Origin of the sequence: Pseudoalteromonas sp. SWN29 (genome assembly GCF_015864465.1) — a bacterium.
Classification (GTDB): Bacteria; Pseudomonadota; Gammaproteobacteria; order Enterobacterales; family Alteromonadaceae; genus Pseudoalteromonas.
In genome coordinates this window covers 51,961-75,652 of record NZ_JADYXE010000023.1, presented here as the reverse complement: position 1 = coordinate 75,652, position 23,692 = coordinate 51,961, and the positions used below count along the sequence as shown (strand labels likewise).

Here is a 23,692-nt window from a genome sequence, read left to right as displayed (position 1 = left end):
GATAATATGAACCTTCCTTTGCTAGAAAGACTTAATATATCCCCCGAAAACTGGTTAAAACTCACCACACAATTTACGCGCGTATTTCATGGTGCAGTAGGTAGGCCCACTTCACAAGCAAGTTACTGTGAAAATCTAAACCGGAAACGGCGCTCAAATATCAGTAATTGCGAAAAGCTACTCGCATAAAACTAAGCTACTCAGTAAAACTATTCAGTAATAAATCACTACTGCATTATGCAGTTATTTTCATGCGTGTAATTCAGGTTTAAGAATGCTAATGACTTATTTATTAGATGAAATGAAAGTGACCCAGTAATAAAAGATAAATTTTGAACTTGAAGAGCAAATATTAGTGTCACAGTTTTGTTTGTTCAATTAAAGTGGCTGTCTAGTTTAGTTGGTTGTGGCTGTCTAGTTTAGTTGGTTGTTGCTGTCTAGTTTAGTTGGTTGTTGCTGTCTAGTTTAGTTGGTTGTTGATACAAAGTACTATCACTGTATTTCACGGTGTGTTCGTCGTGCATTTTTATGTGGGGAAGACCGTTTTACTGGTCAATCTTACGAGCATCGACGAGGGTGGGTTGAAGATAAGCTGCTTAAAATTAACAAGACACCCAATCTAAATTTTTTATTCAAAAATTAATGCTTAAGTTTTTTTATGCGTTAACGACTAGTTATGCATTTAGTAAGTATTACAAACAACAAAATGGTATTCATAATTTATGAATACCATTTTAATGTTCAGTAAAAGCTTATTTAAACTACTTACCTCAACTGCTTATAATAGAAATTTAAAGTCTACGCGTAATACTCTCGTCTGAGTTTATTACTTGTAAAGCTGCACTTGTGGCAAAACCACCCGCATCATTAAAGGTGACATTAATCCAGTTACTGCCTTGTAAAATGTCATGAGGTACAGGGATTTCAATCACGCCAAAGAAGCTTGCACGACCGTTACGGGTTTTACCGTTCTTTTGGTCATATCCTCTAAAGTCTTTTGGCACTGTTACCGTAACACCATTCACTTTTACAACTGGAACAAGAGACTTACCATGAGCACGGCCCATACCTAAGCGTAATACAGCTTCACCTTGGGCTCCCACTTCAACATTTTTAATATTAAATAATAAACTACTATTCGCCTTAATCGGCTTTTTATAAGTTGTTGCGTAATACTTTGTTTCTTGATTTACTTTATCAATGTTTATCTTGTTTTGATAAGTAATGGTCATAATCTTAGTACTTTCTTTCGGTAAAAATACGGTACCTGGCACACTCGTTAGGTTTTTAGTTTCCAATAACGCATGGTTATTATTATCGTAAGATAACGTTTTTATTTGAACTGATTTAACCGAGTTACCCGTAATACCCAATGCTTTCAATGAAACATCAGTATCTTCAAACTCTAAACTCGTCATGATGATGTGTGCTTTATTATTTTGCACATACGCATCAACCATTATATCTAAATCTGATGCCCAACTATCAACATGCGTACCTCGAACATTCGACCATAATTGATAAAACTTCACTAAATCAGTGTATACCCATTGTGTACCTGTTTGACCTGCTTTCTCAAAATTTTGACGCATTAAACGGTTTTCATATGGGTAACCGGTATCACCATGTCTACCCCATTCAGCTTTCACTGGAATAAATGGGATAGCTTTAGCAATAACATTAGGGCGTTCTAAAAATTGTGTTAATAACGCATTATAACCACGTAATTTTTCAGCATCGCGAACATGCGTCCATGGTTTATTACGTAATGAATGCACCGAAGCACCATATTCAGAGATTAATAATGGTTTAACTCGACCAAACTTAATCGTTGAATATTGCTCTAACATATCAAGGGTTGCTTCAACATTACTACCACGTCTATATTCTTCGCCGCGTGGGTGAGTAGGAAAATCATATAAATGAATTGAAAAAACATCCATATCTTTGCCTCCCGTGTCGATAAATAATTTATCGTTGTCTTCCCAGCGTTGGAAGTTATCCCAATCATAATTAGGGAATGCTGTGGTATATCCAGCAATTTTAACGCCTTTATTTAACTTTTCGTTATTTGTTTTACGAACTTCTTTAGCGACACTGGTGTGGTAACTAAAAATATCAGAAATAGGAGCTTTTGCTCTGCCATCTTTAGGATCGATATTAAGATCGTAAAGAGGTTCGTTAACTACCTCTATAAACGCAGGTTTTGGATGACCTACTGCAGTATTACTTTGCGCAAAGTAATTTTTTAAGAACTGGCCCATATAGTGACCTGTTGCTGTACCAAGTGGCTCTTGCGCTGTATCTGTTTGTGAGAAAGCCCAACCAGTATTGCCAATGTTAGTACCATCAGGATAATACGGGTGAACTTGACCTGCAACAACCATATTTTCTGATCTATTTTTAAAACGTCTACCATTAACGAATCTGGTCTGAGTGCTTTTTTCAAAGGTATTTACTGCTGCTTTCCCTAGAGTTGTTGCGGTTGATTCGTCAATAAAACCTGAACGGATGTTATCTTGTGCTTGACCAAAAAGTTGGTTTTTCATATACCCTGTATCACGACCAAAATATACGTCGTAACCTTTGATGAATTTTCCGATCAAATCATCTAATTCATTATTACCTTTGCTATCATCATTCCAATCATTTTCAGTTGGTGCTGAATGTAACGAAATAAACTTTTCACGATTGAAACTTTGAATATTACCGATACGATGTTTAGTATCTAAATTAACATCAACGTTAACTTTATTTGTAGCCGCTATTACATTACTTGTAAAAGTAGCTGTAAGTATTGGTAGAGCGATAATTAATGCTTTATATAGCATTGAATAATTTTTTTGCTTGTTTATCATATAGTATCTCGGATGTTTAGATGTTGTAATTATTTCCATATAAGAAAATCCTCTATTTCTTTTTTATCCTTTTTATTTCTTCCATTAATTTTTCTATTCCATCTGACATAAATCATTAATTAACAGCGATTTTTTATAATTTCAACTACTCGCTGTTAATTTATATTAATAATTAAAGTCAATATTTTAAATCTGAATAGAGCAATAAAACTTCTTTAAAAAAATAGCTCTATTCAATAAATACCTAGCCAAGATACATTGTAAACAATTAACTATCAACCAAAGGTGCAATTTACTCAGTATGCGTCACGACAAGAAAATATCAGCAATTACGAAAAGCTACTCGCATAAAATTTAAGCTACTCAGTAAAACTATTCAGTAATAAATCACAACTGTATTATGCAGTTATTTTCATGCGTGTAATTTAGGTTTAATAGGGCTAATTACTTATTTAACGGATGAAATAAAGTACCCAGCAATAAAAGATAAATTTTGAACTTGAAGAGCAAATTTAGTGTCACAGTTTTGTTTGTTCAATAAATGTGGCTGTCTAGTTTGGTCTGTTCCATAAAGATTGGCCTATTGAGAATACGCAAAACTAGCAGAGACTTTAGATTGGGCAATTTTATAAGTTGTCCATGTTCTACAGGCTATTAAAAAGGCTGCTTAAATTAAGCAGCCTTTTACATTTAATGTTTTTGAGATTAACCTCAGAGGAAATAAAGAATTAATCTACTGAACGATTAATTTTTAAGGCAAGGAGTCTTCAATTGACAACAAAAAGAAAATTCATCCAAAGTATTCCTAATGAAATGGTAGATCCAATTACAGGTCTTAAAGCGAGTAATGAGACAGAGTTGAGCTCGTTATTGGCCTATCATCATGCAAATAGCTCTATTGACTGGGGTAGTGTTAACCTTTATTCAATTCCATATTTATCTGACAAACTTTGTTCTTCAGAATATATTAATTGCTCAACCCCATTTTATTGTGAATATCCTCTTTTTTCAGATTCAGAAACTGTAGATATATGGGGGCAGATGCCTGCAGATTTACTTTCGTTTTCTAAAAGCGAAAATACAATCGTGTTAATCGAAAATAAAATTGGAAGTAAATTTACAAGCGCTGCTACTCAGCTTATAAGGCAAGCAAAGTTCCTTGAGAAAAGTGGTTTTAAAAACAAAATATTGATAGTTCTTACTTCAGAGTTATTTTTGTCTAAAGGCTGGTATTTAAGTGAAATGCAGAATGTAATCGACAACGTTGAAGGTGTTAAAGTTTTTGCTATGAAATGGGAAGACATCTTCAATGCTATTGAATCTAAAGGTATTAATTAGGGAAATAAGAATCTAAAGGGGTCAAATGTTGACTTCATACATCAGAACATAAATTGGTTAAAAGGTTTTGATATTAGCTATTTTTACCCTCTAAAAGCGCAGCGCCTCATATCCTCTTTGTGAATTAATCTTAGTTTACGAAAGTAGGCATTAACTTGAGGTACGCTAGGCGAATGCTTTAAACATAAAACATCGGCGAATTAGAATATCTAATACATGCCGATGTTTATACTTTATTCAAATGAATAGCTTACTTGAAAGGTATTAAGCCTTAGTTTTGTTTGCGGTAAAGGCTTATTAAGCATATCGCTAAAAGTAACGTTGCAATCATACCTGAAGCGCCAGCAACAGCTGATGGAAGAAATCCATCACGGCCAAAGGTAATTAAAATACCATTGGCAAGCATGGCAACTCCGCCTGCTAAGGCTGTAAGCCCGCCAATGGCTTTGCCACCTTTAGCTAAGTAAGACAGGCCAAAAACAAGTGCTGCTAGTCCTAATAATACTTTAGCTGCGTAGTAAATCATGAATGACAAAGAAACCACGCCACCAATTAAAGGTTGTGCGCCTTCTACGGTACCCGCTACTTTTCCAAATGTAGAAAACAATGTAAGGCCAATACTTACCTGTACTAGGTTAAGTACCGCACTAAAGGCGATAGCCGACCATCCTAGTTGAGAATGTTTTGCTTGTACCATTGCTGTACCAGCAAAGGCAGCAAGCACAGTAAATACTAGTGCTTCTAGCCCCCATGAAAACTGCCTTGAAAAGCTAATTTCTGCACTATAAAGGGCAGAAGAAATAGCCTGTGATATGGCCAACACTAACAATAAAGATGCTGAAATTAGGATGGTGCGTTTATTCGTAAATTCCATTATTTACCTCTTATAATTTTATATTTGACGCTTTAAAAAGATGCAATAGCTCTGAATACATCAATCAGATGAAATTTTCATATAAATAGCGCTCATACTTGCAGATATAAGACAGGCGAAACTATTTAATAATTTCACTAAACTTATAAAAATAATAATTAATAACAAATAGGCTAAAGCTTTTATTTTTTAAATCAAAATTAAATTGTAAAACTGTTTTTATTTAAGCCATGTATGCCTTCTAAAAGCGAAACGTCTCATTATTCATTGTGAATTAACTTTCAATGACTAAAAGGGCATTAACTATGTCACTACACTACGAATAAGTAGCTTTTTACACCAAATTTAAAAAGCCACTTATTGAATAGGGCAATTGTAACTATGTGAAGTCACTATGCGGTAAAAGGGATTATTACATACCTACATATCTACTTTTTAAGAGAAAAATATGAATTGAGACCAATCACTTAACGCTATAATAGTTTGTTGTGTAGGCGGGGCTACATAGATTAAACCTGCAATGGCAATAATCGAAGCTAGCGTAATTAATTTATTATCGAAGTCAGCTATTTTCATAGCGGTGCCAAAAGATCGTTTAATGGTGACATTGCTTAAATCGACGCTGTAAATTTCGTCCAGCAATAAATGAATTAACCCGCCTAGTAAAATAAATCCACCTGTTAACCAGGCAAAAGTGGCTGCTTGTGCTGTTGATTGGTCATTCAGTTTCCATGCTACTTGCGTTGTTAATAGCGCGCATAACAGTATAAATAGTAAAGAGTGGCAACTGCCTCTGTGTACTGTTACCCATTCAAAAATGGGTCTAATAATGTATTTCATAAATCCGTAAACCAATAACGGCACTACGATTAACTCAATAAAACTAATTGTAATAATGAGCTCGGTTGTTATGTAATGCAGTACCAGTAATACAGCGCTGAGTGCAAATAAGTTAAAAATAGTATCGAGTGATGTGGAGTTATCTGAATCTATATCGGGTAATAAGCCGCCGATTGAGCCTAAAAACCATAACCAGAGCGCGTCCTTTAAATCAATATGGCCTGCAGATAATAAGGTGGCTGAGGTTAAGCCTGTGATGATTAGCGCAGTATTAAGATGAGTATTGAAGTTTGCCATTGTGTCTCTTGATTGGAAAATAGGGGGGCATTCTAACAATCAAAAACTTAATTGTTCAATTTACTTTAAAGGTGGGCTTAAAATAGCGTGAGCTTGGATAATAAATTTATTTATGGCTGCTATTTTTAGCAGCCACTTTTAGCGGTAATTTTTTTTATTTACTTTACCTGCGCTACTTATGTTTATAGTAAAGGCTTTTTTAAAAGCCCAAACAAAAACCAAGTACCAATCATTACTATGAATGCTGATAAATAAAGCGCCATATTATAGTTACCAAAATATTCCAGCAGGCATCCACTTGGTATAGGCGCTATTATTTGTGCGTCGCCGTAGGCTAGGGTCATCGTGCCAATAGATCTTGCAGGGTTACTAGGATAAAAGTTACCCGCCATCGTTAAAGCAAGGCTTACACAAGCAATAAAGGTGCCTCCAAACAGTAGGGTACTTATTATAATTACGGGGAGCGTATCGCTAATAGCGGGCAAAATAATACCAATTAAAAGTAAAGTTTATGCGGCTATTAAAGCTTTAATAAATCCAGTACGCCGTGCTATTGAGTCCCATATTAATGCGGCGGGTGTTGCTGCAAGCCCCACTAATAAAAAAGCAATGCTACCTTGTCCTTTTAGGCCTTCAACACGCTCTACAATATCAACAATAAAAGTAGAGCTTACGGCGTAGCCATATCCTGCGCAAAAGTAGGCTAGCATCATAAATAATTTAAACGTTTTACTTGGTGGGTTGGCTTTTTTAGTTATTTTTATTTGCCCATGAGCGCTGGAGCGTGGCATCCACCGCCATGCTGGTATTGCAATAATTGCAGCCAAAATGGCTAACGCTATCCATTGTTGTTGCCAGTTACTATTTGTGGCTAGCATTGACTGTACGAGTAGTGAGGTAACAACAATACTGATGCCTGCTCCGGCAAAGTGAATGTCTAGCTCTGCGCGATGATTATTATTTACAAGCCATTTTAAATTACCCTGTATTATTTGTGAGAGACGAGGGGTGTGGTTATCGAAAACATGCACTTGTATGGCAACAAAAAGCAGGGCGCACTAATGAAGAGTTAATGATTATGAGTAGTGCAGATGGTGTTTTAGGGTGTGTATCAGCGGGTTTAGGTTACACAATTATGGGTAAAAACATGGTTATAGGAAGCCGGTACGAAAAACCGCTGTGTATAAACCCTGTTAGCTTTGGCCCTAAGCATGTGGAGCTTTCGATTGTTTATAGAAAAGATTGCCCTTTGGAGCCTGGCGTACTCGCTTTAGCAGAACTATTACAAATTAAATAGGACAAAAACTAAATAGGGGGGCAAACCTAAAGGCTAATTAATTACACTTAACAGCTTGGCTTAAATTAGCGTTTGGTACATCAATTTTACTTAATAGCGTTAAATTTACGTATTTATTAACATTGGCAATGTTATATTGTTGCAATTAATGTTTGATATAGTATAACATTCACAAATTCTGATTCCCCATATAGAGTTTAGTGTGACAACACCTACCGCAATTAATAAAACATCACCAATAGAATCACAAATCCCTAAACAACCCGTTAGTAGTACACACAATAATCGCGATGCCATTATTGAAGTGGACTCGCTTTGTTTTAGCATTAAAAACAACGCAATTTTAAAAAACTTAAACTTTAGCGTGGGCTCGGGCGAAATTTACGCGCTACTAGGTGGTAATGGTGCGGGTAAATCAACCACTTTAAAAACGTTACTTGGATTTAATAAACCATCCGAAGGCTCGGTAAAAGTAGCAGGTAAAGAGGTAACACAAGCGCTTGATTTTGTACGTGGTAAAACCGCGTATTTACCCGAGTCGGCAACGTTATACCCGCATTTAACAGCACGCGAAAACGTAGCGTATTTTTTATCACTTGCTGATATTAAAAAATCAGACGAGCAAATTAATGCCGCGTTTAATCGCGTAGCCTTGCAACAAGCTGCGTGGGATCGCCACATGCAAACCTACTCAAAAGGCATGAGACAAAAAACAGCGATTGCATTAGCCATTTTACGTGAAGCACCGATACTTTTACTTGATGAGCCTACGTCGGGCTTAGACCCTGTTGCAATTGACGAGTTTAACCAACTTGTGCGTGAGCTTGCATTAACGGGAGCGACTATTTTAATGGTGACGCACGATGTATACGGCGCATGCCAAGTGGCTAATCGTATTGGTTTATTAAGAGGCGGTGAGCTGGTGGGCGAATTTGACGCACCACAAAATGGCCGTATTGATACCGAACAAGTCCACGCAGCTTTTGCGCAAAGAGGCGCGTAATGAGCATAAATAACTTTTCAAAGGTGGTTATAGTTGCAAAGGATGAGTGGCGCTATTGGCTTCGCTCAAAACTTGCAATGACCTTACTTGCTATTGGTTTAGTGCTCACGCTTGCGTCGGTAATTGTTACCGCTATTACTATGATGGAGCTAAGCCATACTCGCCACGAAATGCAAACAAGCGCTGAGCAAAGCTTTGTTGATCAGCCCGACCGCCACCCGCACAGAATGGTGCATTATGGGCATTATGCTTTCAGAACACCTTCGCCACTGAGTACACTCGACCCAGGTATTGATGCCTACACGGGCAACTCAATATTTTTAGAAGGGCACAGACAAAACAGCGCAATGTTTGCAGATAGCCGCCAAGGTACAGCATTAACCAAATTAGGCAGTTTAACCCCTGCATTTATTGTACAAACACTTGCACCGTTATTACTGATATTAATTGGTTATAGCGCTATTAGCCGCGAGCGTGAGTCGCAAACGTTATCTTACTTGTTATCGCAAGGTACATCGGGCGCAACACTCATTGCAGGTAAAGGGCTTGCATTAATGTCGGTTGTAGGATTAATTTTAATTCCGCTTACGGTATCGGCTTTATTTACACTTGGCTCAGGCGAAGGGTTACTTGCTGTGGCAAGCTTTGTGTTTGGCTACGCTTTATATTTAACTGTGTGGGTACTGCTTATTCTATTGGCATCAAGCGTGTTTAGTAAAAACAGCGGCAGCTTTACAGCACTCGCGTTTGTATGGATTTTACTGTGTATTGTAATGCCACGAGTAGCGAGTACAACGGCTTCAACGGCTGTACCGTCAGCAGGCAAAATAGAAACCGACTTTGCTGTAAAAGCCGAGCTTAGAAAACTAGGTGACGGCCACAACACAAACGACCCCGCATTTAAGCAATTTAAACAATCACTCCTTACTAAATACAACGTGAGCAGCATTGATGATCTACCCGTTAATTTTAGAGGGCTAGTGGCAAGCGAATCTGAGGCTAAGCTAACTAGCGTACTCAATAAGTTTGCACAGCAGCGTATGCAAGCTGAGCTTAACCAAACAAAGGTGTCGCGTTATTTTGGCTGGGTTTCACCTATGGTGGCAATTCGATCGTTATCAATGATTGTAGTGGGAACGAGTATTGAAACGCATCATCGTTTTTTACGTGAAACCGAGCAGCTGCGCTTTGATTTTGTACAAGGGCTTAATAAAGTTCATGTAGAAAAACTTAGCTACCAAGACGACATGAACCGAAATGCCGATACTGCAGCAACCCAAAAGGCACGTGTAAGTGCTAAAAATTGGCAAATACTGCAAGACTTTACCTTTAATGTAGACACTCCAGAAGTAAGAACGCAGCGAAGTATACCTGCTTTTTTACAGCTACTACTTTGGATTGCAGTGTTGTTAGGCGGTATTAAATTTGTAGGGAGGCGTTTGTTATGAGTTACCTATTAAAACAACTTGTGCGTGAATGGCGTTTTTTACTTCGTCAAAAATACTTAGTGGTATTACTGGTATGTACGTTTGTTATGTCGGGATTTGCCGTTTATAGCGGACTTAGCGAAGTAACACAGCAAAAGCAAACTATTGAGCGCTTAAAAACAGCCGATTTAACGGACTTAACTAATGTACAGCATAAGTACGATGATGCAGGCTCGCTTGCTTATTACAGTTTTCATTTAACGTATTCATCGCCTTCAAATTTAGCATTTGCTGCTTTAGGCGAGCGCGATATTTACCCGTGGAAACACCGCTTAAACTTACTTGCGCTAGAGGGGCAAATATACGAAAGCGATGCACAAAATGCAGAGCTTGCTCAAGCCGGTAAAATTGATTTTGTATTTGTATTAAGTGCTTTAGCGCCATTAGTGATTATTTTATTATTTCATGACCTATTTGCTCGTGAGCGCACCAGTGGCAGGCACGATTTGCTGGTAACTACGGCTAAATCGTACTTTGCGCTGTGGGGCGCACGTATAACGGTCAGGTTTATAGCGGTAATAATATGCTTAATGTTGCCATTTTATGTAGGCGCTTTTCTTAGTAGCTCAGTACTGGGTGATGTTGGCTTTATTACTTTTATATGTGTTATTTACTTGGCTTTTTGGACGTTATTGAGTGTGTGGTGGGGCAAAAATGCCAGTAGTGCGCCACGTGTTGCCTCAACCTTAATAAGTTTTTGGGTGTTAGTTGCGTTTATTATTCCTATTTTAGGTGATTTAGCGATAAACAAAGCGGTGCATTCGCCAAAAGGTGGCGACATTGTGCTTACCCAGCGAGAAGCTGTTAATGGTGCGTGGGATATTCCAAAGCAAATAACCATGGACGCCTTTGTGGCAAATCACCCAAAGTGGACAAACTACACCGACATGCAAAGTGAGTTTGAATGGAAATGGTACTACGCATTTCAGCAAGTGGGTGATGAAAAAGCGGCGAAGCTATCACACGCTTACCAAGACGCAGCACGTAAAAAGTATTCATTAGCCGGATTTGTATCGTGGCTATCACCACCATTATTACTTCAACGTGGTTTAACACGAATGGCTAAAACAGATGCCGTAGCAGCATTTAGGTATGAATCGCAAATGCGTGGATTTCATAAAAGCTTACGGACGTTTTACTACCCGTGGTTATTTGTAAAAGGTAACCCACCTAAAGCAGCGCTTGAAAATATGCCAAGCTTTAGCAAAACCATACTTAATGAACAAAAAAAGCTAAGTAATGTTTTGGCTCAGCCAGAACAAAATTTATCAGCTAACTAATCAACAAGGTTTATCATGAATACCAATAAAAAAGGGCTTAAGCTCACTTATATTAGTGCCTGCTTAGCAAGTATGTTTGCAAGCCACGCTATTGAAGCTAATGAGAGCACTAGCGCTAAAAACAATGCTAAAGAGCCTATTGAGCATTTAGCGGTTACAGGCTCTCGTCAAGCATACCAAGGTAATTTTAGCCCTTTAGAAACTCCACAATCAGAGCTGAAAATAGATTTAGAAGCACTTGAAAACGCAGGTGCAATAGATTTAAACCAAGCGCTAGATTTGTCGGCATCGGTTGCGCGTCAAAATAACTTTGGTGGGCTTTGGAATAGCTTTGCGCTACGCGGCTTTGTAGGCGACGAAAACCTGCCAAGTAACTATTTAGTAAATGGCTTTAACGCAGGGCGTGGTTTTGGTGGCTCGCGTGATTTGTCGGGTATTGAATCGGTTGAAGTGCTAAAAGGTCCACGTGCTGCATTATTTGGCAGAGGTGAGCCAGGCGGGACAGTAAACCTTGTTACTAAGCGCCCAACGTTTGATACAAGCGGCGAGCTAAAACTCAGTATAGGCAGCTTTGATACTTACCGCGCCGATGTGGATTACACAACGCCCCTTAGCGACGACGTAGCAATTAGACTGGTTGGTTTTTATGAAGACGCAAAAAGCTTTCGCGATACCATAGAAACAACTAAACAAGGCTTTAGCCCATCAATTACGTGGAACATTGACGACAATAGCCAACTAATTTACGAGCTTGAATATAGCGACCAAGAAGTTCCGTTTGATAGAGGTGCATTAGCAATAGACGGCGAGCTTGGCTTAATACCAGAAAGCCGCTTTTTAGGCGAGCCAGGTGATGGCCCAATAGAGGCTGACGTACTTGGCCATCAATTAGAGTTTGTTCATGACTTTAATGATAATTGGAGCGTATTACTGGGCGCTAACTACCGTGATACATCGCTTGAAGGTTTTGCAACCGAAACAGGCTTTGATGGTGTAGTAGATGGCGAAGTAAATCGTTTTAGACGCTACCGCGATTACGACGCTACATACCAAGTATACCGTGCAGAAGTAACCGGTCATTCAGAGATTGCTGGGTTAGAGCATCGTTTAATTATGGGTGTTGATTCAGATAAGTTTGAAAATGATCAAGTTGTGCTTCGTGTAAAAGGTGATCAGTTTATAAATGTATATAACCCTGAGTATGGTGCATATGAGTTACCAACGCCAACAGACAATACCGACAAGGTAGAAATACAGGAATCGTTAGGTGTGTTTATACAAGACCAAATAAGCCTAACCGATAAGCTAGATATACGTGTTGGTGCCCGTTTTGATGACTACGAACAAACACTTAATAACCGTTTATCTAATACTCAATCTAAACAAAGCGAATCGCGTATTAGCCCGCAGTTTGGTGTTGTATATGAGGCAAGTGAGTTTGTATCTGTTTATGCGGCTTATGGTGAAAACTTTAGGCCTTTATCGGGTACTGATTCAAACGGAGATGGGTTTGAGCCAAATCAGTCTACGTCATCTGAGGTTGGTGTTAAGTTTACTTTAAACGATGGCGCGCTGTTTGGCACCATTGCTGTATTTAAAGTAGAGCAAGACAACATGCTAGTAGTAAACGACCCAACAGCGTTTAGCTTTGCTGCTATTGGTGAAGCGCAAAGTAAAGGCTTTGAAATTGATATAAACGGTGAACTGACCGACACTCTCGATATTTGGGCATCGTATGCGTATGTTGATGCAACGATTGAAAACTCATTTTTTGATGCTAACTTTGGCTACACAGTAGAAGCGGGAAGTTCTTTATTAAATATTCCTGAGCATCAGTTTAGTTTACAACTGGTTAAATCGGCAGAGTTATACGGTAAAGCCATTAAATTTGGTGGTGGTTTAGTTTATGTAGGTTCACGAAACGGCTTTTTTGGTACCGACTTTGAACTGCCAAGCTACACAACTGCACGTGCATTTGTTGATTACGATTTAACTAAATCATTTGGATTACGCGCAGAGGTAGATAACCTGTTTGACGAAACGTATTACACAAACTCGTTTGCTGATGTATGGGTACAACCGGGCACTCCAAGAAGCGTAAGGATTTCTGCAACATATAAGTTTTAAACGAATGCTAAAAATGGCTGCTTAAATTAGGTAGCCATTTGTATTTAAAGCTTTAAAAGCGCTTACTTAAAATGGTGCATAGCCATCAGGTGTTGTAACAGGTGTACTCCAACGCTCTTTAGCTTCTATTTCAGATCGTTGTGCACCTTGAGCTGGTAAACGACCGCGATCGCCAAACAGCCATAATACAAAGTTGGTTCTATCGCCACTGGTAATAGGTTTTGCCGCGTGAGGTACATTGCCTCGGTGTATCATTGCGGTGCCTGGTTTAAAGCCAAGTTGTATTACGCTCCCATTTACTTGGTCGTAAAAATCAAGCTCAGAACCTGTAAACTCCTCACCCGGTAAATTTAAATTAATATTTAACGTTACCGCCGATGCATCAGTATGTGGGCGAATAGACGCATCTGTACTTGGATCGTAGTAAATAGAGAATCCAAATGTTTGCATATCGTAGCCAATTATTTCAGGAAACAATAAACGCGAAATAGGGCGCATATAAGTGTTTAGCATTTCGTTATAAAATGCTTGAAAACTTGGCGCTGCTAAATAGCCCTCTGAACGTTTGTCGAGCATGGCACCACGGCGGTTTAATACAATACCGTATGGCGGGCGCATAGGAATGTTAGAGTTCCATACTTGTTCAAGGTAGCCACGTAAAACGGCTAGGCGCTCAGGGTCAAAAAATTGAAACTGAAACACATCAGGAGCCACTTCTTCTAAAAGCGCTTTTACTAAATGCTCTTTAGATGGGTCTTGCCATGCTTGTTGTACGGCTTCGCGTAAATCTTTATCGAGTAATGAATCGTCTAGCGTGAATGTAGGAGGGTCAATTTCGCTTGCTTCCCATTCTTTCCACGCGTCTGTAATTAGGTCGTCGTTGTTGTACCAAAACTGTTGTACCGAGTGGTCACGGTTTAACATGGCTGTTCTCGATGGTAAATCTAGAGCATGTGCCAGTTGTAATTGATTGGTAGACATATTGTGTAACTCCAGTTGTTGAATTGGTTTGTATCAATCTAGGAGTGCAATTTATTATATTTATTTTAGTAGATAAACAACCTACTTTAGGAAACAGAATATGCTATTTATTGATAATGAACTCGAAACTAAGCATCTCAAGTTAAGCTAACAAATGCTTTATGAAATAGACGGTGAATAAATAAACCATTACTATAAATTCATATTGCCTATGTTAGAGGCATGACTTAATAGCAATATAAAATGGAGATTTATTGTGGAAGATAAACTAAAAGAGAAAAGTGTGGTTCAGAAATTTTTTGGTGAGTATTCTTGGATGTATAAAGCTTCAGCCTTTCTAGCTTTTATTATGGTTTTTTACATTAGCTTTAATGGAGAGGGAAATGTTTGGACACAGCTTGTGAATGGTGATTTTAATTCTGCTTTGCTTGTTAGCATTGTTGGTTATTTATCTGAATTTAGATATAGATTTATTAAAGAAGCTCGAAATGACTAAAATATTAAAAAACTAATAATTAAATCAGCCTTTTAATATTTTACAGTGGAATACCTAGCTAGACGCGATTAATGAGTTGCTCTGTCGCCCCAAATATCTTCTAAACGACTGTCGCGACCACAACGCCAGCGATAGGTGTTGTATCGAATTGGGTTATTTTTGTAATAATCTTGATGAAAGCTTTCCCTTCCTTTAATAGGGTAAAAGGTACTTGCGTTTAGTATAGGTGTAACCACGGTTTGATTAGGAAACTCAGCTACTACAGCTGCTTTTGTTTTTTCAGCTAATTTACGTTGCTCGTCGTTTTCTACAAAAATAGCGCTTAAGTAACTCGGGCCTTTATCGCAAAATTGGCCTCTGGCATCAAAGGGATCAATATTAACCCAGTAATGATCAAGTATGCCCTTATAGCTTACTACCTCCGGGTCATAAGTGATTTCTACAGCCTCGTAATGGCCTTTATGGTTACCATTGTATGTTGGGTTTTTAAGTTTGCCACCAGTAAAACCCGATATTACATCGGTTACACCTTCTAGCTTTTCAAAATCGCTTTCCATACACCAAAAACAACCTCCAGCTAAAACAGCTTTTTCGGTTTTAGCTGCATGCGTAAACGTGCTAAACAAAATTGCGGCAGATGTTAATGCTAATGCGAGTGATTTTTTCATAAAATTATCCACCTGAAGTGTGAGTTTAAATACTTATAAAGTTAGACCCGCCAAGTGCTAATACTATTTCATTGTAGTGGCATAGTTTTAGCCGGTTAACTATTTATGGTGCAAAGTAATGTCATTTAAAAGGTTTTATAAGCATAAAACCGGGAGTGGGATCACTTTTAAAGCAAACAGCATGCTTTAGTTAATTTAACAAAATAAACGCTATTTGATACGCTGTTGTATTATGCGAGCTTGTTTATTAAAGTGACAACATTCGAGATATAAACTAGCAGGTGATAAATGAACCAGTTAACCGAAAAATCAATAAGCTGTCCTTATTGTGGAGAAAGTATAGAAATATTACTTGATGCAGCAGATATTGATGAGCAATACATTGAAGACTGCCAAGTTTGCTGTAAGCCAATTTCGTTTGTGGTATTTGAAGATGAAGATGAGTTAAATGTTAATGTATACAGTGAAGATGATACATTTTAAATTGGCGTAAATTATAAAAAGGCTGCAACGCTGCAGCCTTTTTATTGTGTACGGAACTAACTAGCTATTTTGCTCGCGTGCTAGTTGGTTTGGTAAAAGCTCTTCTACTATTTCGCGCGCCGGGAGGGTGTAGCGTGTGCCGTCAAACATTACAGAGGTAAACTCGTTAATATTAGTAATGCCTGTTAAGGTCCAGCCTTCGCCGCGTTTTGGGCAATATACTGTGGTAGTGGGTTGTATTACTTTAAAATCGTCACTCATTACGTTATCTACTCTTTTTGCTTTAAAGATAATGCTTGTTAATAGGGTATGGTAAGTTAATAATGCTTGCCCATAAAGAGCTAATTTAAATAACTACTTAAATAAAATGTTTAATACCACACAGCTTGACCGCGTTACTCTTCGTTTAATTACCCACAAACACGCTGCGTGTTTATTTGATATTTTAAACCATCCTCAGGTTAGTAAATTTAACGACTACGAAACACCGCTTAGCAAAACACAAATCAAACAATTAATTCAAGATGATATAAGCGCCTATTACGAAGGCGAAGTGGTTAGAGTTGCAATTGAACATAATATAACAGGGAAGTTAATGGGCACCTGTGGGCTTTATAATTTAACACCCTGTAAAAGTAGTGCCTTTATAGGTTTTGAGCTGCACCCCGACTTTTGGGATAAAGGCGTAATGTTTGAAGTAGTCACTGGTTTTATTGAAACGCTACTTGAGCATATTACGCTTAAACATTTATCGGCTGAGGTGAGTGCACATAATGCACGTTCTCATAATTTACTTATAAAGTTAGGGTTTAGCTTGCAAGAGCATTCTATTTGGCATAAATCACTTTAACTAAAGACGGCAATTATAAGTGCTTATCTTTTTTCAATCCTGAAAGGTCAACACACTCCAAGTGTAAATAAAATACAAAAAATAACAGCTTTCTATTATAGTTAAGCGTAAGCAAATGAATTTGTTACCCGTGTTTAATTAAACATTAACGCTTAACAAGGATTTTATATGCTAGAAAAACTATCTCAAGATGCGCTTGTTATTTGGGCTACCATTGACCCTATAGGCACTATGGCTCTGTTTGCTGCGCTTACTACTCACTTAACTGATCAACAACGTCGTAAAACAGCCTTTAAAACCGTGCTATATGCGGGTGGCGTTTTATTGGGTTCTATTTTAATAGGGCAGCTAATACTTAATGCGATGGGGATTAGGCTGGTTTCGTTTCAGTTAGGAGGCGGAATTATATTGTTTTTGTTTGGCCTGCAAATGATATTTGGAAACGATTCTAACAAAGCTAAACAAGACCCCGATCACGATATTGCTGTGTTTCCGCTAGCTATACCAGCCACAGCTACTCCAGGCGCTATTTTGGCTGTAATACTCCTTACCGATAACCATATACACCCCATTACTACACAAATAGGCACAGCGCTTGTTACTATTGGAGTACTGGGTATTACATTAATACTGTTGCTGCTTTCGGGCAAAATAATTAAGTTGATTGGAACGGGCGGCGCGTCTATTTTAACGCGTGTGATGGGGATGATTTTAGCTGCGTTTTCAGTTGAGCTTATTATGACTGCGCTTGAAATAAAACAATGGGTTAAGCTCGATTAAGTAATTCTTAAAGTAAATATTTAAGGGGATGCCAAATGGCTATAAAAATAACAAAACTCTATCTTACAAATTTAGCTTTAGCGATAGTTATACTTGTTTTGGGAATATTGGCGATAAATTATTACAATCATTATGTATCAGCCTATACGGATATAACTATTAACTCTAAAGTGCTTAACGAATCACGTAAGGTTTTTATAAGATTACCGACTGATTACAATGCTAAAAAAGCGTACCCGTTAATTATTAAAACCGATGGTAATTTTAATTTAGATACATGGGATAAAGCACTTACAAAACAAGCTAAGAGTGAAAAAGGTGATAAGGCTATATTGGTGTCTATCCCTAATTTATTTTTTAAAGATACTCGTAATCGCGATTTAGTGCCTCCTTATGCCCGCCAAGATGTAAATACACAAGCGCGTTTAGAGCACGAAACACTACCTGAGCCAAACGGTGAAGCTGATAAGTTTTTAGCATTTATCGAAACTGAGTTACTTCCATATTTATCAACAAATTATAAGCTTAGTAATAACCGTGTATTAAGTGGTTTTTCGGCAGGTGGTAGCTTTGTACTTTATACACTGCATACAAAGCCTGAGTTATTTAATGGTTATTTTGCGTTTAGCCCAGCAGCTTGGTATGACGACATGACTGTAGTTAATAACGTAGATGCGTTTTTAACGGCTCAAGCTAACAAAGTTAAGTCGCCTACTTATTTATACCTTTCGGTGGGTGGAGCAGAGCACCCGTTAATGTTAAAAGCATTTAATAATTTAGAGACTGCTTTAACAACAAACCCTAATAATAACCTTGTCTGGCAAAGTGCTATAAACGAAGGTGCTGAGCATTCAGACAATCCACCTCTTAGTGTAGCTAAGGCATTAGCTGGTTACAGTGCGTTTATTAAAAAGTAGGTTAGGTAGGTTTAAGCGATAACTGTATATGCGTACAGTTGTCGCTGTTTTATCTATTTATGATAACGAATCAGTTTTATAGTACTTTACTTAGTTTAATATTATTAACGACTTACAAAGGGAAGTTGGTTTAATTTATTTTTGCACAGCAAATGAAAACACTGTTTTTATATACAGCTTATAGGTATTGAGTTAGAATTCCATCAGTACCCATGAGCATATATCACACTATTTGTTACTGTTTTAATTACCCTTACGCATTTAAGTGATCAGCAATAAGGAGTGTAAGTGCTTTACAGTTTCAATATAGTTTCACCATCTTTTTACACTCTTAATGCAATTAATATAAATTGGCTGGTGGCTCTACATTAAAAGAACACATCATACTTAGTTCTATTTTAAAACTAAACTAAGCAATAGAGTTAAATTGTTGAAAAGGTAATCAAAGGGATAGTGCAAAATACAGGTCGGTGGGATTCAAAAGTATAGCGGAATAAAAAAAGCCCAGTTAAAAAGTTAAAAGGGCTAAAAGGGTTGTGCTTAGGGAAGTTGTAGTCGTTTTAGTTAAACGGGTATTTAAAACTTATATCTAAAACCAAATGCTATACCGTCATCTTCAGACTGCTCCATTTGTGCTTGTTGATCGTCGTTATCGCTTTCAAAGTCGCTAAAGTCTTTACGTGCTTCTACGTAGGCAATAGTGTCTTCGTCAATTAAGTAATGAAGGCCAATAACAGCAAACTGGCGTTTAAATACATCGTTAGGATCGGCGTTAAAGTTTGGTTGTATTACGTAATCATCACCGGCAGCAAACACGTTGTAGGCAATAAAAGGGCGAAAATCGTTATCAAAGCGGTAAGATGCGAATGTTTCTATGCCAATTGCGTCATCAATTAAGCGACCAATATTATCTGTGTCGTGGTTTTTGTTTTTATTTACGTTAGCAGCAACGTAAAGGCCGCGCTTTTCAATGCTGCCCCACATAATGCCTGCACCATAAATTAAATCTTCAACGTTTCGGGTAGAGCCATCGCCAAACGTTAAATCAAACTCACCACGGTTAACACCTGCAGTAAGCGTTAGCATATCTGTTGGTGTATAAGTAACAGAAGCACCAAATGTGTAATTAAATTCAACTTCTTGGGCTGCGCTATCGCCTGAGTTCCAAAGTGTTTCGCATTCTTCTTCTGAAATGTCGCTTACGTCACAGGTATAAAATTCGCTGTTTTTAAGCTGCGCTTGTACTGCAAAATTAAAATCGTTGTAACTATTGCGGTACTGCACTAGCTTATCGCCACGGCCAGTGCCATTTACAGCGCCATCGTCTTTATTATAAGTGTAAACGCCTGCGGCATTGCCATCCCATACAAAGCTATTATTTGTGCCGTAAACTACGTCGTACCATGCACCCCATTGTTTACCAATGGTAAGTTGCCCGTACTTTTCGTGCGAAAGGCCTGCGTAACCTAAACGGTTATATAAAAACTCATCTTGAATTGATTCAAAGCGGTTGTTGTAAACAATATCGCTGCTGCCAACAGGGTTTACACCCCATTCTACGAGTGCAAGGGCAGTCCAGTCTTTCTTAAGCTTTCGGGTAAAGGCAAAGTTGATGCGTGAAGTACCATTAACAACTTCGGTTTCGTTTTGTGTATTAATTACACGCACATCAAGATAACCACCTACTTTTAGAGTGTTTTTATCATCCTTGTATAGCTCTACCGCCGAAACTGCGGGTGCTAGTACAATACTTGCGCTAACCAGTGTTGCTAATTTTTTGCTCATCTTGTGTGTTGCCCTGTGTAAATTGATCAGTGTTTTCACGTAGGTAAAAATTCAGATTTGAAGACTAACAAAGCGATAAACGACTCAAAAGTGAAAAATACTCAATAAAACTGAGCATTAATCTTAATAGGTGTTCACGAGAGGTTAATTTTGTTTTTCAGGTGTTGCTGAGGTTTGTTTTTTTAGTTGTTTTGTAGGTAAAAAGAATTGGTAATAAGTGGTGTGTTAAAATTCTAATTTGAATTAATTTCATCTTGGTTAAAAAATAGCGACTAGTGCAAAAGCTCTAAAACTGCTTTATTTTCATAAATATAGCTTTTTATTACTATAGGTTGTACAAAAATGAGTTAAGTAAACACACATACACGTTAAAAGTGTTTTTACTCTAGGGTCTGTTGATCTTTGCGGATTAAAATTTGTTCAAATTAGGGGCTATTTAATCGCGGCGCGAGGTTTGTAACCTAGTGGGCTAAGTAAAAACCGAGCTACAAAGAGTAAATAGCCCCTAGGAAGACCCCTTTGGGCAGCGCCTGTTTGGCATTAATGCTACGTTATCGCCCATTTATGGGGAATAACCACACTACATAGACTCTGCCTTGCCTTAACACCAAACAGACTGCTGAAAATTCAACCTTGAAAGTTCAACAGACCCTAATATATATAACAAATTATAAACACTCATATCGGTTTATTATGAATGTATTTATGAATTTTAATTTATCTAAATTGAATAACAGTTTGCAAAAACACTAAATTTAATTTGTTATTTTAATTACGAGTAGCTCAGTGATAATAATTGCCTTAAACGACGTGGCTTGCCATTAAACTTTCATAGAAAAACAGGCCATTTTGGTTTAAACTGCGCGCAATTTAATTACATCCTTACTCCCTTGGAGGGTAGCGCTATTATTAGTACAGCTAATGTCACCATGCAATTTGGTGCTAAACCATTATTTGAAAATATCTCAGCAAAATTTGGCGATGGAAACCGTTACGGTTTAATTGGCGCAAATGGTTGTGGTAAATCAACATTTATGAAAATTTTAAGTGGTGAGCTTGAAGCGTCTTCAGGTAATGTAAGTACTGATCCTAATGAACGCGTTGCTAAACTAAACCAAGACCAGTTTGCCTACGAAGAATACTCAGTAATTGATACTGTTATTATGGGCCATAAAGAACTGTGGAAAATTAAACAAGAACGCGACCGTATCTATTCTTTACCAGAAATGAGTGAAGACGACGGTATGAAAGTAGCCGATCTTGAAACTGAATTTGCTGAAATGGATGGTTACTCTGCTGAATCTAAAGCAGGCGAGCTTCTATTAGGCGTAGGTATTGGTACTGAGCAACACTTTGGCCTAATGTCAGAAATTGCACCAGGTTTTAAACTACGCGTGCTACTTGCACAGGTGTTGTTTTCAGACCCAGATATAATGCTACTTGATGAGCCTACCAATAACTTGGATATTTACACCATCAAGTGGTTAGAAGACGTGTTAAACCAACGCGACTGTACCATGATAATCATCTCGCATGACCGTCACTTTTTAAACTCTGTGTGTACTCACATGGCAGATATTGACTACGGTGAGCTACGTATTTACTCAGGTAACTATGACGAATACATGTTTGCAGCAACGCAAGCACGTGAGCAGCTACTTAGCGAAAACGCGAAGAAGAAAAACCAAATTGCTGAACTTCAACAGTTTGTATCACGCTTCTCTGCTAACGCATCTAAAGCTAAGCAAGCTACATCGCGCGCTAAACGTATCGACAAAATTCAGTTAGACGAAGTTAAAGCCTCATCACGTCAAACACCGTTTATTCGTTTCGACCAAGAAAAGCAGTTATTCCGTAACGCGCTTGAAATGAATAACTTAACGCAAGGTTTTGAGGACAATACGTTGTTTTCTGGACTTGAAGGTTTAGTAGAAGTTGGCGAACGTATTGCTATCATTGGTGAAAATGGTGTTGGTAAAACAACATTACTTAATACATTAGCAGGGCGCTTAGCTCCTAAAGCCGGTGAGTTTAAGTTCTCAGAAAATGCAAATATTGGTTACTACGCGCAAGATCACGCAGATGAGTTTGCAACCGACATGAACTTGTTTCAGTGGATGGAGCAATGGCAACAAGAAGGCGACGACGAGCAAGTGGTTCGTAGCTTCTTAGGTCGTATGTTGTTCTCTCAAAACGACATTAAAAAGTCAGTTAAAGTAATTTCAGGTGGTGAGCAAGGCCGCATGCTGTTTGGTAAAATTATGATGCATAAACCAAATATACTGTTAATGGATGAGCCAACTAACCACATGGATATGGAATCTATTGAAGCGCTTAACCTAGCACTTGAAGCCTACGAAGGTACATTAATGTTTGTATCGCACGATCGTCAATTTGTATCATCGGTAGCTACCCGAATTTGGGAAGTTAAAGATGGTAAAATCATTGACTTTAGAGGCAACTACGCAGAATACCTAGCGAGTAAAGACGCTTAATTAGCAATTTAACCTGAACTCTGGATAATAAACCTATCTCGAGCCGCTATTTTTAGCGCTAACTGCGTTGAATTTACTTGCAATAGGCTAGCTATCGACGCGTAAATTCGCCTTGTTTTCACTGAAAATCTCTGGCTAGAGAAGATAAATTTAAATATCACCATGATTCAACACGTTAGTAAATCTCTTAACCAGAGTTCAGGTTATCTACCCGTTAATTCTAAAAAGCCATGTTTAAACATGGCTTTTTTTGTTTTTGTGAGTCGCAATTAAACGGCGTTTGGGTATAATACCCGCCTAAAACCGGACATAAGTCCGCTATTTTGAAAAATACATTACTGAGGAGTATTTATGACTGTTGGCATTATTATGGGTTCTAAATCAGATTGGCCAACCATGGAACATGCAGCACTTATGCTAGAGCATTTTGGCATTAAGTACGAAACTAAAGTCGTGTCTGCACACCGCACTCCTCAATTACTTGCTGATTATGCAAGTTCAGCCGCAGAACGTGGTATTAAAGTGATTATTGCAGGCGCTGGCGGCGCTGCGCATTTACCGGGTATGGCTGCTGCTTTTACATCGCTTCCTGTACTGGGCGTACCTGTAAAATCAAAAGCATTAAATGGTGTTGATTCACTTTTATCTATTTGCCAAATGCCTAAAGGTGTTGCTGTTGGTACGCTTGCCATTGGTGAGCCGGGCGCTGCAAACGCAGGTTTACTAGCTGCACAAATTTTAGGGTGTCAAAATCCAGAAATTTTTGCAAAAATTGAAGCGTTTCGTAAAGCGCAAACCGACACTATATTAGCTAACCCAAACCCTGCAGAGTAATA

20 protein-coding genes and 3 pseudogenes are annotated in these 23,692 nt (G+C 38.1%); 15 read left to right on the top strand and 8 right to left on the bottom strand.

The window, feature by feature from the left end; genetic code table 11:
* Together I6F53_RS20615 and I6F53_RS20610 are read left to right on the top strand one after the other, a co-directional pair.
* Positions 1–189, top strand: a pseudogene (locus I6F53_RS20615) (transposase); the annotation flags it as partial.
* A gap of 280 nt (positions 190–469) precedes the next feature.
* Positions 470–610 (top strand): annotated as a pseudogene (locus I6F53_RS20610) (transposase); the annotation flags it as partial.
* A 181-nt stretch (positions 611–791) separates the two neighbouring features.
* Here the strand turns inward: I6F53_RS20610 and I6F53_RS10705 are convergent.
* Positions 792–2,858 (bottom strand): hypothetical protein, encoded by a 2,067-nt coding sequence (locus tag I6F53_RS10705; RefSeq protein ID WP_197239523.1) that lies wholly within the window; start codon positions 2,856–2,858, stop codon positions 792–794.
* 771 nt (positions 2,859–3,629) lie between these two features.
* Between I6F53_RS10705 and I6F53_RS10700 the strand changes: the two genes are divergently transcribed.
* Entirely contained in the window at positions 3,630–4,196 is a 567-nt protein-coding gene (locus I6F53_RS10700; RefSeq protein WP_197239522.1) for a PD-(D/E)XK nuclease family protein, read from the top strand.
* A 271-nt stretch (positions 4,197–4,467) separates the two neighbouring features.
* Here I6F53_RS10700 and I6F53_RS10695 read toward each other — a convergent pair whose 3' ends face one another.
* The 3 genes and pseudogenes from I6F53_RS10695 to I6F53_RS20605 form a co-directional block, all read right to left on the bottom strand.
* A complete protein-coding gene (locus tag I6F53_RS10695) occupies positions 4,468–5,070 on the bottom strand; it encodes a thiamine biosynthesis protein ThiC (RefSeq protein WP_197239521.1) in 603 nt (200 codons plus the stop codon).
* A 435-nt stretch (positions 5,071–5,505) separates the two neighbouring features.
* Positions 5,506–6,207: a metal-dependent hydrolase gene (locus tag I6F53_RS10690; RefSeq protein WP_197239519.1), complete on the bottom strand. Its 702-nt coding sequence runs from the start codon at positions 6,205–6,207 to the stop codon at positions 5,506–5,508.
* A gap of 182 nt (positions 6,208–6,389) precedes the next feature.
* Positions 6,390–7,238, bottom strand: a pseudogene (locus I6F53_RS20605) (YbfB/YjiJ family MFS transporter).
* Here I6F53_RS20605 and I6F53_RS10675 point away from each other — a divergent pair.
* The 5 genes from I6F53_RS10675 (at position 7,202) to I6F53_RS10655 (ending at position 13,401) form a co-directional block, all read left to right on the top strand.
* On the top strand, positions 7,202–7,504 hold the full coding sequence (locus I6F53_RS10675; protein ID WP_331460777.1) for a substrate-binding domain-containing protein: 303 nt from the start codon (positions 7,202–7,204) through the stop codon (positions 7,502–7,504). The pseudogene I6F53_RS20605 and the gene I6F53_RS10675 overlap by 37 nt on opposite strands.
* A gap of 202 nt (positions 7,505–7,706) precedes the next feature.
* Positions 7,707–8,507: an ABC transporter ATP-binding protein gene (locus I6F53_RS10670; protein ID WP_197239515.1), complete on the top strand. Its 801-nt coding sequence runs from the start codon at positions 7,707–7,709 to the stop codon at positions 8,505–8,507.
* The gene (locus I6F53_RS10665) at positions 8,507–9,955 is read left to right on the top strand and encodes an ABC transporter permease (protein WP_197239514.1); all 1,449 of its coding nucleotides are present in this window, start codon (positions 8,507–8,509) and stop codon (positions 9,953–9,955) included. The genes I6F53_RS10670 and I6F53_RS10665 overlap by 1 nt, the downstream gene beginning before the upstream one ends.
* Positions 9,952–11,274, top strand: a complete 1,323-nt coding sequence (locus tag I6F53_RS10660; RefSeq protein WP_197239513.1) for a DUF3526 domain-containing protein — start codon at positions 9,952–9,954, stop codon at positions 11,272–11,274. The genes I6F53_RS10665 and I6F53_RS10660 overlap by 4 nt, the downstream gene beginning before the upstream one ends.
* Positions 11,275–11,289: 15 nt before the next feature.
* Positions 11,290–13,401, top strand: coding sequence for a TonB-dependent siderophore receptor (locus tag I6F53_RS10655; protein WP_197239512.1), 2,112 nt, complete (start codon positions 11,290–11,292; stop codon positions 13,399–13,401).
* Positions 13,402–13,467: 66 nt separating this feature from the next.
* Here the strand turns inward: I6F53_RS10655 and I6F53_RS10650 are convergent, their stop codons facing one another.
* Positions 13,468–14,382: a 2OG-Fe(II) oxygenase family protein gene (locus I6F53_RS10650; RefSeq protein WP_197239510.1), complete on the bottom strand. Its 915-nt coding sequence runs from the start codon at positions 14,380–14,382 to the stop codon at positions 13,468–13,470.
* 256 nt (positions 14,383–14,638) lie between these two features.
* Here I6F53_RS10650 and I6F53_RS10645 point away from each other — a divergent pair, with 256 nt between their 5' ends.
* Complete coding sequence (locus I6F53_RS10645) at positions 14,639–14,878, top strand: hypothetical protein (RefSeq protein ID WP_197239509.1); 240 nt, start codon at positions 14,639–14,641, stop codon at positions 14,876–14,878.
* Positions 14,879–14,946: 68 nt separating this feature from the next.
* On the opposite strand, the gene msrA is transcribed toward I6F53_RS10645, so the two are convergent.
* Positions 14,947–15,546, bottom strand: a complete 600-nt coding sequence (gene msrA / locus I6F53_RS10640) for a peptide-methionine (S)-S-oxide reductase MsrA (RefSeq protein WP_197239508.1) — start codon at positions 15,544–15,546, stop codon at positions 14,947–14,949.
* Positions 15,547–15,834: 288 nt separating this feature from the next.
* Here msrA and I6F53_RS10635 point away from each other — a divergent pair, with 288 nt between their 5' ends.
* The gene (locus I6F53_RS10635; protein WP_166420301.1) at positions 15,835–16,029 is read left to right on the top strand and encodes a CPXCG motif-containing cysteine-rich protein; all 195 of its coding nucleotides are present in this window, start codon (positions 15,835–15,837) and stop codon (positions 16,027–16,029) included.
* Positions 16,030–16,089: 60 nt separating this feature from the next.
* Here I6F53_RS10635 and I6F53_RS10630 read toward each other — a convergent pair whose 3' ends face one another.
* Positions 16,090–16,290 carry a hypothetical protein gene (locus tag I6F53_RS10630; protein WP_002962626.1) on the bottom strand — a complete coding sequence of 67 codons (201 nt, stop codon included), beginning with the start codon at positions 16,288–16,290 and terminating at the stop codon, positions 16,090–16,092.
* Between the two features lie 106 nt (positions 16,291–16,396).
* On the opposite strand from I6F53_RS10630, the gene I6F53_RS10625 reads away from it, so the two are divergent.
* The 3 genes from I6F53_RS10625 to I6F53_RS10615 all read left to right on the top strand — a co-directional run bounded on the left by I6F53_RS10625 (position 16,397) and on the right by I6F53_RS10615 (position 18,576).
* A complete protein-coding gene (locus tag I6F53_RS10625; protein ID WP_197239507.1) occupies positions 16,397–16,879 on the top strand; it encodes a GNAT family N-acetyltransferase in 483 nt (160 codons plus the stop codon).
* Positions 16,880–17,047: 168 nt separating this feature from the next.
* The gene (locus tag I6F53_RS10620; RefSeq protein ID WP_197239505.1) at positions 17,048–17,659 is read left to right on the top strand and encodes a MarC family protein; all 612 of its coding nucleotides are present in this window, start codon (positions 17,048–17,050) and stop codon (positions 17,657–17,659) included.
* Positions 17,660–17,694: 35 nt separating this feature from the next.
* Positions 17,695–18,576 carry an alpha/beta hydrolase gene (locus I6F53_RS10615; protein WP_197239504.1) on the top strand — a complete coding sequence of 294 codons (882 nt, stop codon included), beginning with the start codon at positions 17,695–17,697 and terminating at the stop codon, positions 18,574–18,576.
* Between the two features lie 576 nt (positions 18,577–19,152).
* Here the strand turns inward: I6F53_RS10615 and I6F53_RS10610 are convergent.
* Positions 19,153–20,361: a porin gene (locus tag I6F53_RS10610; protein ID WP_197239502.1), complete on the bottom strand. Its 1,209-nt coding sequence runs from the start codon at positions 20,359–20,361 to the stop codon at positions 19,153–19,155.
* 905 nt (positions 20,362–21,266) lie between these two features.
* Between I6F53_RS10610 and I6F53_RS10605 the strand changes: the two genes are divergently transcribed.
* Positions 21,267–22,856: an ABC-F family ATPase gene (locus I6F53_RS10605; protein WP_197239525.1), complete on the top strand. Its 1,590-nt coding sequence runs from the start codon at positions 21,267–21,269 to the stop codon at positions 22,854–22,856.
* Between the two features lie 351 nt (positions 22,857–23,207).
* Positions 23,208–23,690 (top strand): 5-(carboxyamino)imidazole ribonucleotide mutase, encoded by a 483-nt coding sequence (gene purE, locus I6F53_RS10600; RefSeq protein WP_002962540.1) that lies wholly within the window; start codon positions 23,208–23,210, stop codon positions 23,688–23,690.
* Positions 23,691–23,692: the final 2 nt, after the last annotated feature.

Coding starts and splice junctions, on each gene's coding strand:
- I6F53_RS10705 (WP_197239523.1), bottom strand. CDS start 2,858: ATGATAAACAAGCAAAAAAATTATTCAATGCTATATAAAGCATTAATT.
- I6F53_RS10695 (WP_197239521.1), bottom strand. CDS start 5,070: ATGGAATTTACGAATAAACGCACCATCCTAATTTCAGCATCTTTATTG.
- I6F53_RS10690 (WP_197239519.1), bottom strand. CDS start 6,207: ATGGCAAACTTCAATACTCATCTTAATACTGCGCTAATCATCACAGGC.
- I6F53_RS10665 (WP_197239514.1), top strand. CDS start 8,507: ATGAGCATAAATAACTTTTCAAAGGTGGTTATAGTTGCAAAGGATGAG.
- I6F53_RS10660 (WP_197239513.1), top strand. CDS start 9,952: ATGAGTTACCTATTAAAACAACTTGTGCGTGAATGGCGTTTTTTACTT.
- I6F53_RS10655 (WP_197239512.1), top strand. CDS start 11,290: ATGAATACCAATAAAAAAGGGCTTAAGCTCACTTATATTAGTGCCTGC.
- I6F53_RS10650 (WP_197239510.1), bottom strand. CDS start 14,382: ATGTCTACCAATCAATTACAACTGGCACATGCTCTAGATTTACCATCG.
- msrA (WP_197239508.1), bottom strand. CDS start 15,546: ATGAAAAAATCACTCGCATTAGCATTAACATCTGCCGCAATTTTGTTT.
- I6F53_RS10635 (WP_166420301.1), top strand. CDS start 15,835: ATGAACCAGTTAACCGAAAAATCAATAAGCTGTCCTTATTGTGGAGAA.
- I6F53_RS10630 (WP_002962626.1), bottom strand. CDS start 16,290: ATGAGTGACGATTTTAAAGTAATACAACCCACTACCACAGTATATTGC.
- I6F53_RS10625 (WP_197239507.1), top strand. CDS start 16,397: ATGTTTAATACCACACAGCTTGACCGCGTTACTCTTCGTTTAATTACC.
- I6F53_RS10620 (WP_197239505.1), top strand. CDS start 17,048: ATGCTAGAAAAACTATCTCAAGATGCGCTTGTTATTTGGGCTACCATT.
- I6F53_RS10615 (WP_197239504.1), top strand. CDS start 17,695: ATGGCTATAAAAATAACAAAACTCTATCTTACAAATTTAGCTTTAGCG.
- I6F53_RS10610 (WP_197239502.1), bottom strand. CDS start 20,361: ATGAGCAAAAAATTAGCAACACTGGTTAGCGCAAGTATTGTACTAGCA.
- purE (WP_002962540.1), top strand. CDS start 23,208: ATGACTGTTGGCATTATTATGGGTTCTAAATCAGATTGGCCAACCATG.